The following is a 14477-nucleotide window of genomic DNA, read 5'->3' as shown; positions in this document are numbered from 1 at the left end:
CCGATTCAGCCGCCGGCGCGCTTGATCGTCCAGCCCTCGGGGCGCGCCTTCAGCCAGACCATGACCTTGTCCAGGTGGTCGCCCTGGATCTCGACGACGCCGTCCTTGACCGTGCCGCCGCTGCCGCAGGCCGCCTTGAGCTGCTTGGCCAGCGCCACCAACGCCTCGTCGTCCAGTGGCAGGCCCTTGATGAGGGTGACGCCCTTGCCCTTGCGGCCGGCCGTCTCGCGGCTGACGCGCACGATGCCGTCGCCGGCTGGGCGCGCCTTGGCTTTGCAGATGCACTGCGCGATGGGCTGGCCGCAGCCGGGGCAGACGCGGCCGACGTCGGTGGAATAGACGAGGGTCATGGCGCTGGCTTCAGATGCCGCTCGAAGAAGGCATCCATGGTGCGGTAGAGATGCAGGCGCGCCGCGCGGCCGGCGATGCCATGGGCCTTGCCGGGGTAGATCTGCAGGTCGAAGGTCTTGCCCGCGGTCTGCAGCGCTTCCACCAGGCGCAGCGTGTGTTCGAACAACACGTTGTCGTCGGCCGTGCCGTGGACCAGCAGCAGCGGCCTGGACAGCAACGACGCGCGCGCCGGCAGGTTGGCACTCGCGTAGGTGGCGGCCTTGCCGCCGTCCGGCATGCCGAGATAGCGCTCGGTATAGGCCGTGTCGTAGAGCGTCCAGTCGGTCACCGGCGCGACGGCCACGGCGGCGGCAAACGGTGTGTCGGCATCCAGCATGGAGCGCGCACCCAGGAAGCCGCCATAGCTCCAGCCGAAGAAACCGATGCGCGTCGCGTCCACGCTGTTGACGACGCTCGGCAGCTGGCGCACGGCGGCGAAGAGGTCGGCAATCTCGTGCTTGCCGAAGCTGCGGTAGTGGGCCCGCGTGAAGTCGCGGTCGCGGTTCTCCATGCCGCGCCCGTCCACCATCAGCACGCCGTAGCCGCGCTGCTGCCAGTAGGCGATCAGCGGCATGTCACGGCCCCAGCCCCAGTTGACGGTGGCGGAACCCGGGCCGCCATAGGCCAGCACGATGGCGGGGTGCTTGCCGCCGGGGCGCTTGGCCGGGAAGAAGAAGGCGTTCAGCGGCGTCTTGCCGTCGGCAGCCACCAGGTCCAGAGGCTGCGGCGTGTTGCTGAAGGCAGCCAGCGCCGGGTCGGGCGCGTCGCCGGCCAGGGCGATGACGCCGTCGCGGCCCAGGCTGCGCAGTTCCAGCCGCGGCGGCTGGCCCCAGGCGGAGCGCGTGATGAGCAGGCGGCTGCAGGAGCCGTCGGCCTTGGCATCGCGCCATTGATGCTCGGCCGTGCCCGGCAGGGTCAGGGCCTTGCCGCCGGGCAAGGGCTGCAGATAGAGCTCGCGACTCTTGCCGCGGTCGCCGGCGGCGGCAAATACGACGCCCCGCTCGCCCACGCAGATCGCGTGGGCCACGGCCTCGGCCTGCTGGGTCAGCGGCGTGCGCTGGCCGGTCGCGCGGTCGATCAGCAGCAGCTGGCGGCGGCCCGAGGCCTCGCTGGACCACAGCAGGCCGCGCGGCGTCTCCATCAGGTCGTCGTGCACCTCGACCCAGGCGGCGTCGGTCTCGACGGTGATGTCATGGGATGCCGACTTGAACTCGGTCAGCGTCAGCCGCGTCTGGTCGCGGTTGAACCACTGCAGCCAGGGCGTGCCGTCCTTGAACCAACCGGCACGGGCGATGTACTCGGCACCAGCCGGCAGCGGCAGCGGCAGCGCCTCGGCGGTGGCAACACCGATGACAAAAGCGCTGACCGAGGCATTCGCTTCACCGGCGGCCGGGTAGCGCTGCTCCGTCATCTCGGTGCGGTCCGCAAAGATCTGCGCCCGCGTCTTCAGGCCGACCTTGGATTCGTCGACGCGCAGGGCCAGCAGCTGGCGGCCATCGGGGCTCCACCAGTAGCCGCGGTGCCGGCCCAGCTCCTCGCCGGCAATGAACTCGGCCAGGCCCCAGCTGACCTGGCGATCCATGCGCGCGCCGAACAGCGGGCGTGGCTGGGCGCCAGCCTGCAGGGGCAGCACCATCAGCTCGCCGCCCTGCACATAGGCCAGGGTCTTGCCGTCGGGGGCGCAGCGCGGGTCCTGCTTGGGCGCGTCGGGCGTGCTGGTCAGGCGCTGGGCCTGCGGACCACCGGCCGTCAGGCGCACCAGGTAGAGGTCGCCCGACAGCGGGAAGAGCAGCGCGCTGTCGTCAGCGCCGCACCATTGGTAGCCGGTGATGCCGCGCTGGCTGATGCGCTGGCGCTCCAGCGCCATCTTCTCGGCCTCGCTGAGCTTCTGGGCGGCGCCGCCAAGCAGGTCGGCGGCGCTGACGAGCTTGCGTGGCTCGCCGCCACTGCTGGGTTGGGCCCAGAGCTCCAGCACCTCGCTGTCGGCCGCCGACGGGCGCAGGAAGCTGACCCATTGCCCCCCCGGCGAGATCTCCGCCTGGCGCGGCAGACGGCCGGCCAGCGGTGGGTCGGCGGTGAGGCGTTCGAGACTGAGGGCGGGGGTCTGGGCCAGCACCGCGCTTGTGGCGCAGGCAGCCAGCAGGGTCAGCAGGGTTTTCATCCCGCCATGCTAGAGCCTGTTCACGCCACGACCGGGGCCGTGGCCAGCTCGAAGCCTTCGTCCACCCAGCCGGTGATGCCGCCGGCCATGATCTTCACCGGCCGGCCCAGCCGCGCCAGGCGCAGCGCGCCACGAGCGGCGCCGTTGCAGTGCGGGCCGGCGCAGTAGGTGACGAAGAGGGTGTCGGCCGGCCAGGCAGCCAGCTTGCTCTCGACCAGCTTGCCGTGCGGGAAGTGGATGGCGCCGGGCACATGGCCGCGGGCGTAGTGCTCGGCCGAGCGCACGTCCAGCAACACGAAGTCGACCTCGCCGCGGCTGAAGGCATCGTGGACATCCCAGCAGTCGGCCTCGAAAGTGAATTCGGCAGCGAAATGGGCTTGCGCCTGGGCGGAAGGTGCGGCGGGAACAGCGGTCACATGAGAGGGCATGAGGGGCTCCGTTGAAAGGTGAAGCCATGGTCGCGACAGGAGGCTTGCGCCACAATTGGCCGCAATGACGACTATCGACAAGATCACGCCAAAGACGACGGGGCCGCTGGTGGTGGCGCCGGTCTACGACGGCCTGTGCACCTTCGAGTTCGCCATCGCTGCCGAGATCTTCGGCCTGGCGCGGCCGGAGATGGGGCCGGGCTGGTACCGCTTCGCCAGTGCCGCCATCGAGCCCGGGCCGCTGCGCGCGCACGGCGGCCTGAGCGTGACGACCGATGGTGGCTTGGAGCTGCTGGACCGCGCCGACCTCATCGTCATGGCCGGCTGGAAGGGTGCCGATGTGCCGGTGCCCGAGGCCTTTGCCGCGCGATTGCGCCAGGCCTGGCAGCGCGGCGCGCGGCTGGCGTCCATCTGCTCGGGCGCCTTCGCACTGGCGGCCACTGGCCTGCTGGACGGCCGCCGCGCCGCCACGCACTGGCGCTATGCCGACAAGCTCGGCAAGCGCCATCCGGCGATCGATGTCGACGCCGGCGTGCTCTACGTCGAGGAAGACCGCGTGCTGACCTCGGCCGGCAGCGCCGCCGGCATCGACCTGATGCTGCATATCGTGCGCAGCGACTTCGGCGTGGAGGCGGCCAACAGCGTCGCGCGCCGCCTCGTCATGCCGGCCCACCGCAGCGGCGGCCAGGCCCAGTTCATCGAGCGGCCCGTGCCGCCCGACCGCGGCCACCGCCTGGCCGGCGTGATGGAGCAGGTGCGCGCCGACCTGCGGGCGCCCTGGACGGTGGGGCGCATGGCCGAGGCGGCCTTGATGAGCCCACGCACCTTTCTGCGCCGCTTCACCGAAGCCACCAGCCAATCGCCCGGCGACTGGCTGATCGCCGAGCGCGTCGCCGAGGCACAGCGGCTGCTGGAGGCCAGCGCGCTGTCGATTGAGCGGGTTGCCGCGGAAACCGGCTTTGGCAGCGTGCAGGCCCTGCGCCATCACTTCCAGGCCCGGCTGGGACTGGCGCCACGGGCCTACCGCGCATCGTTCGGCGTGGCGCAGCAGGCATAGCCGGTTTCCGAACAAGCTCATGCGCAACAAGAGCTTGCTTACTTCCTATGATCCGCCCCACCCCCGGTCAACCCTGGAGACTTCCATGTCCCTGCGCATCAACGACATCGCCCCCGACTTCACCGCCCAGACCACGCAAGGCGAGATCAAGTTCCACGACTGGATCGGCGACAAGTGGGCCGTGCTGTTCTCCCACCCCAAGGACTTCACGCCGGTGTGCACGACGGAGCTGGGCTATATGGCCAAGATCGAGCCCGAGTTCACCAAGCGCAATGCCAAGCTGATCGGCCTGTCGGTCGACCCCGTGGACAACCACCACCGCTGGGCCGCCGACATCGAGGAGACCCAGGGCCATCTGCCCAAATACCCCATGATCGGCGACCATGACCTGAACGTCGCCAAGCTCTACAACATGCTGCCGGCCGACATCGAGGGCACATCCGAGGGCCGCACCGCCACCACCAACGCCACCGTGCGCTCGGTCTTCATCGTCGGCCCGGACAAGCGCATCAAGCTGATGCTGACCTACCCGATGACGACGGGCCGCAACTTCGACGAGATCCTGCGCGTGCTGGACAGCATGCAGCTGACCGCCAAGCACAAGGTGGCCACGCCGGTGAACTGGAAGCAGGGCGACGACGTCATCATTGCCGGCTCGGTGTCGGATGAAGATGCCAAGACGCTCTTCCCCGCGGGCTGGAAGGCACCCAAGCCCTATCTGCGCATCACCAAGCAACCGAGCTGAAGCACTTCGGTCCCATGAAGCGGCCGGTGCGGGCAGGCAGCCTGCACCGGCCGCTGTGCTTTCAGACTTCTGCCGTCACGGGATCGATGATGCGCCGCACCTGGGCCACCGAGTCGGCCGGGAAGCCGCCCAGCCGCGCATGCTCGCGCACCTTGGCCTCGTCGGGGGCGTTGTAGACGCAGTAGATCTTGTCGTCGGTCACATAGCTGTGCACCCACTGGATGCTCGGACCGAGGTCGCGCAGCACGCCGCAGGACGTGGCCGAGATGGCCTGCAGCTGCTCGCCGCTGAGCTGGCCGGCGCCGGGGATGTTTCTTTCGATGACGAACTTGGGCATGACAGTGCTCCTGAGTTGAAAGCCGCTCGGAGATCGAGTGGCCTGGCGTCATCCTCTTTTCCTGGGGGTGGGCGCGTCCTTTACCCGGCCTGAAATCTGGATAAATTCGCGTTCAGACATGAGCGCTTCCCACTACCGTTTTGGCGACTTCAAGCTGCTGCCGGCCGAGCGACTGCTGTTCCGCCGCGGCAGCGAGGTCGCGCTGACGGCGCGTGCCTTCGAGCTGCTGGTGGCCTTTGTCGAGCGTGCCGGGCAGCTGCTGGCCAAGGACGAGCTGCTGCGGCGCGTCTGGGCCGGCGTCGTGGTCGAGGAGAACAACTTGGCCGTGCAGGTGGGCGCACTGCGCAAGCTGCTGGGCGCCGACGCCATCAACACCATCCCCGGCTTTGGCTACCGCTTTGCCCTGCCGGTACTGGACGTGGCCGAGGCCGCGCCGGCGCAATCCAGCCCGCAAGGACGGCTGCCGCTGCGCCTGCCGCCCCTGATCGGCCGCGAGGATGAACTCGCCGAACTGCAGGCCCTGCTGCGCAGCAGCCCGGCCGTCACGCTGTGCGGCGGGCCGGGGGTGGGCAAGACCCGCCTGGCCCAGGAACTCGCGCTGCGCCTGGTGCGCGAGCAGGCCGACGGCGCCTGGTGGGTGGACCTGACGCTGCTGCGCGAGGAAGAGCCGGTGGTCGCCGCCGTGGCGCGAGCGCTGGGACTGCCGCCCAGCCAACTGACGCTGGCCACCCTGGCCGCGCGGCTGGCGACGCTGCAACTGCTGCTGGTGCTGGACAACGCCGAACACCGCGCTGCCGACGTCGCCGAACTCGTCACCGCCCTGGTGCAGAACACCGAGAGCGTCAGCGTCCTCGTGACCAGCCAGCTGCCGCTGCAGGCCCCGGGCGAGCGCGTCCATCGCCTGGCGCCCCTGCCCCTGCCCGATGCGGTGCGCCTGCTGGCCGCGCGCACCGGCGAGGCCGAGGCCGGCAGCGCCGCCCGCGCCGAGGAGATCTGCGCGGCCCTGGACTGCAACCCCCTGGCCATCGAACTCGCCGCCTCGCGCCTGGACGTGCTCGGCCTGGACGGCCTGGCCGCCCGCCTGCACGAGAGGCTGACGCTGCTGGCCCCGGCCGATGCCCGCAGCCCGTCGCGCCGCAATGCGCTGGCCGAGGCGCTGAGCTGGTCGCACGAACTGCTGGCCGAGCGCGAACGCCGCGTGCTGAGGCGGCTGGCCGTCTTCCCCGGCAGCTTCTCGCTGGAAGGCGCAGCCCTGGTGCTGGCCGACGACGACCTGCCCGCGGCCGCCGCGGTGGCCGCCGTGCTCAGCCTGGTCGAGCGTTCCCTGGTCAGCATCGACCGCGGCACGACGCAGCGACGCTTCCGCCTGCTGGAGACCATGCGCCTGTTCGCCATGGACAAGCTCCTGGCCGCCGGCGAGACCGCCCTGGCCCAGGCCCGCCTTGCCCATGGCCTGGGCTGGCTGCTGGACGATGCCTACGAGGAATCCTGGCGTCTGCCACATGCCGGCTGGAAGGCACGTTATGAGCCCGAGCTGCCGGGCCTGTGGGCCGCCCTGGCCTGGAGCCGCGAGCACGACCTGGCTGGCGCCGTCGCCCTGTTCGGCGCCGCCGCGCCGCTGTGGATGCCGCGCGCCACCCAAGCCCGGCCGCATGCCCTGGCCTTGGCCGAGCAGGTGGCGGAAGCCGGCGGCATCCCGACACCGGTGCTGGCGCGCTTCTGGTGGGCCTGTGCACGCTGCCACAGCGTCGTCCACCCCGGCCTGGCCCGCGAAGCGGCCGAGCGCGCGGCGCGGCTGTACCGCGAGCTGGGCGACGAACGCGGCGAGTACCTCGCCCTGGTCGAACAGGCCTTCAACTGGCGCGTCGATGGCCCCGAGGCGCGCGCCCTGCTGGCGGCCGCCCGCACCCTGGAGAATCCCGCCTGGCCCGCGGCCGTGCTGGAGCGCGGACTGACGACCGAGGCCGTGCTGCACCTGACCTCGGGCCGACACGACGAGGCGCGGCGCTGCTACCGGGCCGCGCTGGACCTCTGCGAGCGCGGCGGCTTCGATGCCGGCGTCGTCCGCGCCAGGCTCAACCTCGCCGACCAGGCCCGTGCCGCCGGCGATCTGGACGGCGCCGTGGCACTGGGCGAGGCCCTGCTGGCGGAGCCCGGCGACGCCGGCGACCTGACCTGCCTGGCCTCCATCATGGGCAACTTGATCGGCGCCCTGGTCGCCCAGGGCCGCTTCGACCGCGCCCGCGAGGTCGCCTTGCAATGCCCGCCGCGCCTGGGCCGGCTGGAACTGGGCGAGCAGCTCTGGGTCAGCCTGGATGCGCTGGCCCTGCTGCATCTGCATGCAGGCCGCACGGCGCTGGCCGCCCGGCTCGCCGGCGTGGCCGATCGCGAGTTCGAGGCCCATGGCCAGATGCAGCGCCAGCCCAACGAGGCCGTAGACCGCGCCGCGCTGGCCGAGGGCCTGGCGGCCCGCTTGAGCGCAGCAGACATCCAGAAGCTGGCCCAGGAGGGCCGGCGCATGAGCCTGCCCGACGCGATGCGGGCGGCCTTCGAGTTGGGCACGGCGTAGGCGCAGTCCTGCGTCGTACCGGAACACCGGCTGACTTTGTCGTTATGTCGGTCGGTCCAGCATCAGGGGGTGCCTCGCGCCGACAGGAGATTCCGCATGGCCCCGCTCACGTCCGCCACCCAGCTCGCCGAGAAGGCCAACCTGCCTTTTCCTGGCGCCTCTGCCGACTACACCCGGGCACGCAAGGCCCTGCTGGCCGAGGAGATCGAATTCCGCCGTCACATGACGCGCGTGGCCGAGCAGCGCCGCGCGCTGCCGCCAGGGCCTGTCATCGCAAAGGACTACCGCTTCAAGGACGAGCAGGGCTTCGAGGTCAGCCTGCTCGAGCTCTTCGGCACCAAGGACGCGCTGGTCACCTATTTCTGGATGTACGGCCCACAGCGCGAACGCCCCTGCCCCATGTGCACCAACTGGCTGGGCGCCGTCAACGGCAACGCGGCCGACATCAAGCAGCGCGTGGCGCTGAAGATCCTCGGCCGCTCGCCCGTCGAACGCCAGTACGCCTTTGCCCAGCAGCGCGGCTGGCGTGACCTGAACTTCGTCCAGACCGTCGGCGATGACTACGCCAGGGACCTGGGCCTGCTCAACCCCGACGGCAGCGAGAACCCGGCCCTGGTCGTGTTCAAGCGCGACGGCGACCAGGTGCGGCTGTTCTGGTCCAGCGCGATGACGCGCGACATGGCCGACCCCGACCAGGACCCCCGCGACGCGCCGGACATTGCCTCGCTGTGGTCCATCCTGGACCTGACACCCGAGGGACGGGCCAAGGACTGGTATCCCAAGCTGCAGTATTAAGGCGGCGTCATGGGCCGGTGGTCGTAGCTGAACACCTTGGCGATCTGCCAGTGGCTGCCGTCGAAGCGCCACAGGATGGTGAAGCGGCCCTGCTGAATGCAATCCGGCCGGCCGGCTTCGGCAAAGCAGTGCCTGCCCATCTGCAGGGCGCCGACCTTGGCCATCGGCCAGACTTCCATCGAGCCGGGCAGCAGCCGGCGCTCCACTTTGCCGCAGATGTTCTTGCGCACCGCCTGGATGAATTGCTCATGGTTCAGGATGCGCCCGGTCAGGTCGTGGAAGAACTCCACGTCGGGCGCGTACAGCGCCTGCAGCGTCGGGATGTCGCAGTGGTTGAAGGCGTCGAAATGGCGCTGGTCCAGCTTGGCGATCAGCGCAGGCAGCTCGGCGTCCGGGATGCTGGGGTGCACCGACTGCGCCTGCGCTGCGCCCATCAGCACCACGCCGAGCGCCAGCAGCCATCGTTTCATGGTCGTTCCTTTTCAGGCGAACAGCCGCCTGGCCAGTTCATCGGCATCGTTGACGGTGCGCAGCTCGGCGTAGGCCTGATCCGCCTCAGGATAGGCGCGCTTCAAATAGTGCAGCCACTGCTTGAGCCGGCCGCCCTGGTGCCTGGCCGCGACGGTGGCGCGCACCTGGGCGAAGAAGACCTGCATCAGCGGCAGCAACTCGGCCCAGGGCAAGGGAGTTTCTCGCGCTCCGGCGACACGCAACGCCAGCCCCGGGTCGGCCACCATGCCGCGGCCCAGCATCAGGTGCTCGCAGCCGCTGCGCTCGCGCGCCAGTTCGGCGTGCTCGACGGTCCAGATCTCGCCATTGGCGATGATCGTCAGTGGCACGGCCTCGCGCACTTCGGCAATGCGCTCCCAGTAGGCCGGCGGCTTGTAGCCATCGGCCTTGGTGCGGGCATGCACGACGATCTCGCTGGCGCCCGCGGCATGGATGGCGCGGGCGACGTCCAGGGTCTTGCTGCTGTCCATATAGCCCAGCCGCATCTTGGCCGACACCATGACGTCGGCCGGCACGGCGCGGCGCACGGCGGAGACGATCTCGTGGATGAGCTCGGGCTCGTCCAGCAGTACCGCACCACCGCGATGGCGGTTCACGCATTTGGCCGGGCAGCCGAAGTTGAGGTCGATGCCCTCGGGCTTGAGTTCAGCCAGGCGGGCCGCGTTCTCGGCCAGGCAGTTGACGTCCGAGCCCAGCAGCTGCGGATGCACGGGCACGCCGGCCAGCGTGCGACCGCCGTTGTGCAGCTCCGGCACGATGCGCGTGAAGACCCGCTTGGGCAGCAGCTGATCGGTCACGCGGATGAACTCGGACACGCAGCGGTCCACGCCGCCGACGCGGGTCAGCACATCGCGCAGGATGTGGTCGAGCAGGCCCTCCATGGGCGCGAGCAAGATCACTGCGGGTTCTCCATATTCATCAGGTAGAGCCGCAGATCGAACTCGAGCTGGAAGTAGTCCGGCTCCATGTGCTGGCAGAGCTGGTAGAAGGCCTTGTTGTGCTCCAGCTCGCGCAGATGCGCCAGTTCGTGCACGACGATCATGTTCAGCAGCGCCGCGGGCGCCTCCTTGAACAGCGTGGCGACGCGGATCTCGCGGCGCGTCTTGAGCTTGGCGCCCTGCACCTGGGTGCGGCGGGTGTGGGTGCCCAGGGCCTGCTGCAGCACACGCAGCTTGGCGTCGAAGCCCACGTATTGCAGCGGGCCGGCGTTGCGCATGTGGCGGTTCTTCAGTTCCTGCACATAGTCGAACAGGGCCGTGTCGCTGCGCACCTCGTGGGCTTCGGGCAGCCGGCGGGCCAGATGGTCAGCGAGACGGCCTTCCAGGCGCAGCGCTTCAGCTTGAGCGATCAGTTCCGGCGGATAGCCGGCGAGGTAGCGGGCGGCAAGCATGCGGTCGGGTCAAAAGGCGCGGCACCCTGGGGCGCCGCGCCGGGAGCGAGGTCAGGCGGCCAGCGCTTCGAGCTGGTCCAAGCTCGCTATTGTCGCGAGGCAGGCGCGCGCCACCTCCAGGCCCTTGGTGGAGAAGTGCTCGGCGAAGAAGCGTTTGTGCTCGCCATGCTCGTGGAAGTGGTGGGGCGTCAGGACGCAGGAGAACACGGGCACGTCGGTCGCCAGCTGCACATCCATCAGCGCCTGGATGACGGTCTGGGCGACAAAGTCATGCCTGTAGATGCCGCCATCGACAACCAGGCCGCAGGCGATGACGGCGTCGAAACGGCCGCTGCGCGCCAGGCGCTGGGCATGCAGCGGGATCTCGAAGGCGCCCGGCACCTCGATGACACTGACCTGGTCGGCCGGGATCCGACATCGGCCGAACTCGCTGCGGATGGCCGAAACGGCGACGCCGACGATGTCCTTGTGCCAGCTGGCAGCCAGGATGGCCACGCGCGGCAGGCGGGACAGATTGAAGGTGGGGTTGAGGGTCTGATTCATGGTGTCCTCTTGAAAGACGGTTTTTCCAGAATCAGGGCAAGCGCACGCAGCAGCGGCGCAGACCATGGGCATGGCTGCGCCGACGCTTGCGCGATCTCTTTCATCCGGACTGTGACCGTCGGCCCTGGCATCGCACCAGGTCTGCTGACCCTTCACCGTTTGGGCGGCGAAGGCGCTCGCGGGCTCGCGCTCTTTCGAACGCATACCGCCGGTGGGGAATTCCGCCCCGCCCTGAGAACGCTGCCGGCCTTGCGGGCCGGCGTGCGCATGTTAGAGCGAGGACGGCATGATGGCGGTCATGTCCGAGACATTCCTGGTGACCCTGCAACCCGGCGGCGAGAGCTTCGCCTGCGCCGCCGACCAGCCGCTGATGCTGGCCGGCCTGGCCGCGGGCGTCACCCTGCCCTGGTCCTGCCGCAACGGCACCTGCCGCACCTGCATATCCAAGCTGGTGGCCGGCCGCATCGAGCACAACATCCCCTGGCCCGGCCTCTCCGCCGAGGAGAAGGCCGAGGGCTGGGTGCTGCCCTGCGTGGCCTGCCCACGCAGCGACGTGACGCTGCAGTGGGTCTGAGTCAGTCCTTTCGAGGCATCACAAGTTTGCCGCCGCCCTGGGTCAGCGTCACCGATGTGGCCTTGCCGTCCTCAGGGCTGAAGTCGAGCTGGGCGTCGACCTCGGTCACATGCACGCGCCGTGGCGTGCTGGCCTTGAGCTCGAAGGCCGGCTGGCCCGGCGCCTGGCCCATCAGCCGGCCATTCTTCTCGTCCATGAAGACCTTGATCGAGAACTCCGGTGCGCTGTAGCTGCCGAGCAGGACCTGCTGCTGCGCCGCGCTGAGCTTGATGAAGGTCCTGGCCACCGGTGCGTCACCGGTGCGCGCCCAGCGCTCGGGTTTGCTGCCACCATCGCTGAAAAGGTTGACGGCCACGGCCTTGCCGTCGGCGCCGCGTTCGATCTGCAGATCGGTCATCTGGTCGGGGAAGGTGTAGCGGTCGTTGCCCAGGGGCGTCAGCGGGCTGGTCATGCCGCCGGCGCGCTGGCTGACCAGCACGCCGTCCTGAACGCTCAGCGTGCGCACCTGCCTCTCGTCGATGGCGTAGACGCCTTCGGCCGATTTCAGCTGCTCGGCCGCCACCGCCACCGCCTTGCGATCGACGAAGGGCTCGCCGATGGCGAATGCAGCCAGCTTGCGCGCGACGCCGTCCGTCGAGAAGCCGGGGCCGTCGCTGTTGCGCAGGATGACCACCGTGGTCTGGCTCTGCGGCAGGTAGTTCAATGCCGACACGAAGCCGTTGATGCCACCGCCATGCGACAGCATGGGCTGGCCGCGCAGCGTGCCGGTGGCGATGCCAAAGCCGTAGTTGCGCGGCTTGGCGGGGCCTTCCGGCGTCGTCATGCGCGCATAGCTGGCGGCGCTGATGAGCTTGCCGCCGTGCAGGGCCTGGTTCCAGCGCCACAGGCCCTCGGTGTTGGCGATCAGCGCGCCGGCCGCGTGCGGCTGGGTCATGCTGAGGAAACCGGCCGGGGCGACCTCGCCCTGGGCATTGAGGGTATAGCCCTGGGCCATACCTTTGAAGAGCTTGTCCCCCTCCGGGAAATGGACGGCGCCGATGCGGGCGGGCTGGAGCAACGCGGCGTCGAGCTGCTGGTACCAGGGCTTGCCGGCGATGGCTTCGATGACGGCGCCGACGAGCACATAGCCGGAGTTGTTGTAGGCCCACTGCTCGCCAGGCGCGAAATCGACCGGCTGATCCTTGAACTCCTTGACCAACTCCGCCGTGCTCAGGTCGCGGCGGATCGGGTTGCCCATATAGCCCGCAATGCCGGTGTAGCTCTTCACGCCCGAGGTGTGGTTGAGCAGCTGCACGACGGTGATCTTGCTGCCGTTGGGGTAGTCGGGCAGGAACTTGGAGAGCGGGTCGTCCAGCTTGGCCTTGCCCTCGTCGATCTGCTTGAGCAGGGTCGTGGCTGCGAACTGCTTGGTGACGGAACCGATGCGCATCAGCTGGTCGGCCTGCATGGGCACGCCCAGCTCGATGCTGGCCATGCCGCGCGCGCCCTTGTAGAGCAGCTGGTTGCCGCGCGCAACCAGCACGGTGACCCCGGGGCCGCCGCGGTCCAGCTTCTGCTCGTCGAGCAGCTTGTCGGCATAGGCCGCCATGGCCGCGGGCGTGGCCGGCTGACCGGCATGGGCCGAGAAGGCGAGCAGGAGGGACAGAGCGGCGACGCTGAGTTGGGTGGGGCGCATGGGTTGACGGGGTGGTTTTGAAGCGGCGCAGCATCGCGGGCCGCCTGCGCCGCGGCAAACTGGCATGCGACGAACGGTACAAACGAAGGCATGAGCTGCAGCGACCCTGAGCGCGGGCGCGCCGATGTTCAGCGGCGCGCGGCGAGCTGCATGGGCACCGGTGGCACCGCACGCGTGCCGGGCGGCAGCGCTGCAACCCGCGACTGCGCGTAAGGCTCACCGATGGCGAAGGCCGCGAGCTGGCGCGACACCAGGTCCATATCGAAACCCCGGACATCGCTGTTGCGCAGGATGACGACCGTGACACGGCTCTCGGGCAGGTAGAGCAACGCCGACACGAAGCCGTGGATGCCACCGTAGTGAAACAGCGTCGCGTGGCCCTGCGTCTTGCCGGTCATGATGCCGAAGCCGTAGCTCTGCGCCCGCGCCGGGCCTTCGGGTGTTGTCATGCGCGTGTAGCTGGCCGCGCTGATGAGCCGGCCACCATGCAGCGCCTGGTTCCAGCGCCACAGGCCTTCGCTGTTGGCGATCAGAGCGCCGGCGGCGTGCGGCTGCGTCATGCTGAGGAGGCCGGCGGGCGCCACCTGGCCATGGCCGTTCAGCGTGTAGCCTCGCGCCATCCCTTTGAACAACTGGTCGCCGGCCTCGTAGTGGACGCTCGTGATCTTTGCCGGCTTGAGCAGCGTGTCGTCCAGCGTCTGGTGCCAGTTCTGGCCGGAAATCGCCTCGATGACGGCGCCGAGCAGCACATAGCCGGAGTTGTTGTATTCCCACTGCTCGCCGGGTGGGAAATCCGCGGGCAGATCCTTGAATTCGCGGATCAGCTCGGCCGTGCTCAGATCGCGACGCACCGGGTTCAGCATGTAGCCCGGGATGCCGGTGAAGCTCTTCACGCCGGACGTGTGGTTGAGCAGTTGCAGCAGTGTGATGCGGCTGCCGTCGGGGTAGTCCGGCAGAAATTTGGACAGCGGGTCGTCGAAGCTCGCCTTGCCCTCGTCGATCTGCCGCAGCAGCGTGGCGGCTGCGAACTGCTTGGTGACGGAGCCGATGCGCAGCAGCTGGTCTGGCCGCATCGGCACGCCCAGCTCCACGCTGGCCATGCCACGCGCGGCCTTGTACAGCAGCTGCTCGCCCCGCGCGACGAGCACGGTGACGCCCGGGCCGTCGCGGGCGATCTCCTGGCCGTCCAGCAGCCGGTCTGCATAAGCCGTCATCGCGGCGCGCGTGGCCGGCGAGCCGGCCTGGACGTTGCCGGTCAGCAGTGCAAGCCCGAAGGCGGCGACGAGCAGGGGGTGGCGCATGG

General features: G+C 69.5%; 15 protein-coding genes and 1 riboswitch. Of the genes, 5 read left to right on the top strand and 10 right to left on the bottom strand.

What is annotated here, in order from left to right; genetic code table 11:
• Positions 1 to 5: 5 nt before the first annotated feature.
• From ACS5PN_RS22280 to ACS5PN_RS22270, 3 genes are read right to left on the bottom strand one after another with little or no spacing between them, the layout of a single operon-like run.
• Positions 6 to 350 (bottom strand): translation initiation factor Sui1, encoded by a 345-nt coding sequence (locus ACS5PN_RS22280; RefSeq protein ID WP_439466197.1) that lies wholly within the window; start codon positions 348 to 350, stop codon positions 6 to 8.
• Positions 347 to 2551 (bottom strand): alpha/beta fold hydrolase, encoded by a 2205-nt coding sequence (locus ACS5PN_RS22275; RefSeq protein ID WP_439466196.1) that lies wholly within the window; start codon positions 2549 to 2551, stop codon positions 347 to 349. Before ACS5PN_RS22275 ends, ACS5PN_RS22280 begins: the two co-directional genes overlap by 4 nt.
• Positions 2552 to 2571: 20 nt before the next feature.
• Entirely contained in the window at positions 2572 to 2979 is a 408-nt protein-coding gene (locus tag ACS5PN_RS22270; protein ID WP_439466195.1) for a rhodanese-like domain-containing protein, read from the bottom strand.
• A gap of 64 nt (positions 2980 to 3043) precedes the next feature.
• On the opposite strand from ACS5PN_RS22270, the gene ftrA reads away from it, so the two are divergent.
• Both ftrA and ACS5PN_RS22260 read left to right on the top strand, forming a co-directional pair.
• A complete protein-coding gene (ftrA, locus tag ACS5PN_RS22265) occupies positions 3044 to 4036 on the top strand; it encodes a transcriptional regulator FtrA (RefSeq protein ID WP_439466194.1) in 993 nt (330 codons plus the stop codon).
• Positions 4037 to 4121: 85 nt separating this feature from the next.
• Positions 4122 to 4781 carry a peroxiredoxin gene (locus tag ACS5PN_RS22260; RefSeq protein ID WP_439466193.1) on the top strand — a complete coding sequence of 220 codons (660 nt, stop codon included), beginning with the start codon at positions 4122 to 4124 and terminating at the stop codon, positions 4779 to 4781.
• 61 nt (positions 4782 to 4842) lie between these two features.
• Here ACS5PN_RS22260 and ACS5PN_RS22255 read toward each other — a convergent pair whose 3' ends face one another.
• Positions 4843 to 5118 (bottom strand): DUF4242 domain-containing protein, encoded by a 276-nt coding sequence (locus tag ACS5PN_RS22255; RefSeq protein WP_439466192.1) that lies wholly within the window; start codon positions 5116 to 5118, stop codon positions 4843 to 4845.
• A 118-nt stretch (positions 5119 to 5236) separates the two neighbouring features.
• Here ACS5PN_RS22255 and ACS5PN_RS22250 point away from each other — a divergent pair, with 118 nt between their 5' ends.
• Together ACS5PN_RS22250 and ACS5PN_RS22245 are read left to right on the top strand one after the other, a co-directional pair.
• Positions 5237 to 7687: an ATP-binding protein gene (locus tag ACS5PN_RS22250; RefSeq protein ID WP_439466191.1), complete on the top strand. Its 2451-nt coding sequence runs from the start codon at positions 5237 to 5239 to the stop codon at positions 7685 to 7687.
• 96 nt (positions 7688 to 7783) lie between these two features.
• Positions 7784 to 8482: a DUF899 family protein gene (locus tag ACS5PN_RS22245; RefSeq protein WP_439466190.1), complete on the top strand. Its 699-nt coding sequence runs from the start codon at positions 7784 to 7786 to the stop codon at positions 8480 to 8482.
• Here the strand turns inward: ACS5PN_RS22245 and ACS5PN_RS22240 are convergent.
• From ACS5PN_RS22240 to ACS5PN_RS22225, 4 genes are read right to left on the bottom strand one after another with little or no spacing between them, the layout of a single operon-like run.
• Entirely contained in the window at positions 8479 to 8952 is a 474-nt protein-coding gene (locus ACS5PN_RS22240; RefSeq protein ID WP_439466189.1) for a nuclear transport factor 2 family protein, read from the bottom strand. The genes ACS5PN_RS22245 and ACS5PN_RS22240 overlap by 4 nt on opposite strands.
• Positions 8953 to 8964: 12 nt before the next feature.
• On the bottom strand, positions 8965 to 9873 hold the full coding sequence (locus ACS5PN_RS22235; protein ID WP_439466393.1) for a tRNA dihydrouridine synthase: 909 nt from the start codon (positions 9871 to 9873) through the stop codon (positions 8965 to 8967).
• 14 nt (positions 9874 to 9887) lie between these two features.
• Positions 9888 to 10382 (bottom strand): YgjP-like metallopeptidase domain-containing protein, encoded by a 495-nt coding sequence (locus ACS5PN_RS22230; protein ID WP_439466188.1) that lies wholly within the window; start codon positions 10380 to 10382, stop codon positions 9888 to 9890.
• 51 nt (positions 10383 to 10433) lie between these two features.
• Complete coding sequence (locus ACS5PN_RS22225) at positions 10434 to 10925, bottom strand: 6,7-dimethyl-8-ribityllumazine synthase (protein WP_439466187.1); 492 nt, start codon at positions 10923 to 10925, stop codon at positions 10434 to 10436.
• Between the two features lie 88 nt (positions 10926 to 11013).
• Positions 11014 to 11168, bottom strand: a riboswitch (FMN riboswitch).
• Positions 11169 to 11223: 55 nt separating this feature from the next.
• On the opposite strand from ACS5PN_RS22225, the gene ACS5PN_RS22220 reads away from it, so the two are divergent.
• Positions 11224 to 11499: a 2Fe-2S iron-sulfur cluster-binding protein gene (locus ACS5PN_RS22220; RefSeq protein ID WP_439466186.1), complete on the top strand. Its 276-nt coding sequence runs from the start codon at positions 11224 to 11226 to the stop codon at positions 11497 to 11499.
• A gap of 1 nt (position 11500) precedes the next feature.
• Here the strand turns inward: ACS5PN_RS22220 and ACS5PN_RS22215 are convergent, their stop codons facing one another.
• Together ACS5PN_RS22215 and ACS5PN_RS22210 are read right to left on the bottom strand one after the other, a co-directional pair.
• The gene (locus ACS5PN_RS22215) at positions 11501 to 13174 is read right to left on the bottom strand and encodes a serine hydrolase domain-containing protein (protein ID WP_439466185.1); all 1674 of its coding nucleotides are present in this window, start codon (positions 13172 to 13174) and stop codon (positions 11501 to 11503) included.
• Between the two features lie 128 nt (positions 13175 to 13302).
• Positions 13303 to 14475, bottom strand: a complete 1173-nt coding sequence (locus tag ACS5PN_RS22210) for a serine hydrolase domain-containing protein (protein WP_439466184.1) — start codon at positions 14473 to 14475, stop codon at positions 13303 to 13305.
• Positions 14476 to 14477 lie beyond the last annotated feature (2 nt).

The organism is Roseateles sp. NT4, assembly GCF_051857475.1.
Taxonomy (GTDB): Bacteria; Pseudomonadota; Gammaproteobacteria; order Burkholderiales; family Burkholderiaceae_C; genus Pelomonas.
Note: the sequence above shows the minus strand (reverse complement) of the source record. Positions and strands in the feature narration are given on the sequence as shown.

Excerpts from the sequence above, each read along its gene's own strand:
- ACS5PN_RS22220 (WP_439466186.1), top strand. The coding sequence starts at position 11,224 with ATGTCCGAGACATTCCTGGTGACCCTGCAACCCGGCGGCGAGAGCTTC.
- ACS5PN_RS22210 (WP_439466184.1), bottom strand. The coding sequence starts at position 14,475 with ATGCGCCACCCCCTGCTCGTCGCCGCCTTCGGGCTTGCACTGCTGACC.
- ftrA (WP_439466194.1), top strand. The coding sequence starts at position 3,044 with ATGACGACTATCGACAAGATCACGCCAAAGACGACGGGGCCGCTGGTG.
- ACS5PN_RS22240 (WP_439466189.1), bottom strand. The coding sequence starts at position 8,952 with ATGAAACGATGGCTGCTGGCGCTCGGCGTGGTGCTGATGGGCGCAGCG.
- ACS5PN_RS22235 (WP_439466393.1), bottom strand. The coding sequence starts at position 9,873 with ATGGAGGGCCTGCTCGACCACATCCTGCGCGATGTGCTGACCCGCGTC.
- ACS5PN_RS22275 (WP_439466196.1), bottom strand. The coding sequence starts at position 2,551 with ATGAAAACCCTGCTGACCCTGCTGGCTGCCTGCGCCACAAGCGCGGTG.
- ACS5PN_RS22215 (WP_439466185.1), bottom strand. The coding sequence starts at position 13,174 with ATGCGCCCCACCCAACTCAGCGTCGCCGCTCTGTCCCTCCTGCTCGCC.
- ACS5PN_RS22260 (WP_439466193.1), top strand. The coding sequence starts at position 4,122 with ATGTCCCTGCGCATCAACGACATCGCCCCCGACTTCACCGCCCAGACC.
- ACS5PN_RS22245 (WP_439466190.1), top strand. The coding sequence starts at position 7,784 with ATGGCCCCGCTCACGTCCGCCACCCAGCTCGCCGAGAAGGCCAACCTG.
- ACS5PN_RS22225 (WP_439466187.1), bottom strand. The coding sequence starts at position 10,925 with ATGAATCAGACCCTCAACCCCACCTTCAATCTGTCCCGCCTGCCGCGC.
- ACS5PN_RS22270 (WP_439466195.1), bottom strand. The coding sequence starts at position 2,979 with ATGCCCTCTCATGTGACCGCTGTTCCCGCCGCACCTTCCGCCCAGGCG.
- ACS5PN_RS22280 (WP_439466197.1), bottom strand. The coding sequence starts at position 350 with ATGACCCTCGTCTATTCCACCGACGTCGGCCGCGTCTGCCCCGGCTGC.
- ACS5PN_RS22250 (WP_439466191.1), top strand. The coding sequence starts at position 5,237 with ATGAGCGCTTCCCACTACCGTTTTGGCGACTTCAAGCTGCTGCCGGCC.
- ACS5PN_RS22230 (WP_439466188.1), bottom strand. The coding sequence starts at position 10,382 with ATGCTTGCCGCCCGCTACCTCGCCGGCTATCCGCCGGAACTGATCGCT.
- ACS5PN_RS22255 (WP_439466192.1), bottom strand. The coding sequence starts at position 5,118 with ATGCCCAAGTTCGTCATCGAAAGAAACATCCCCGGCGCCGGCCAGCTC.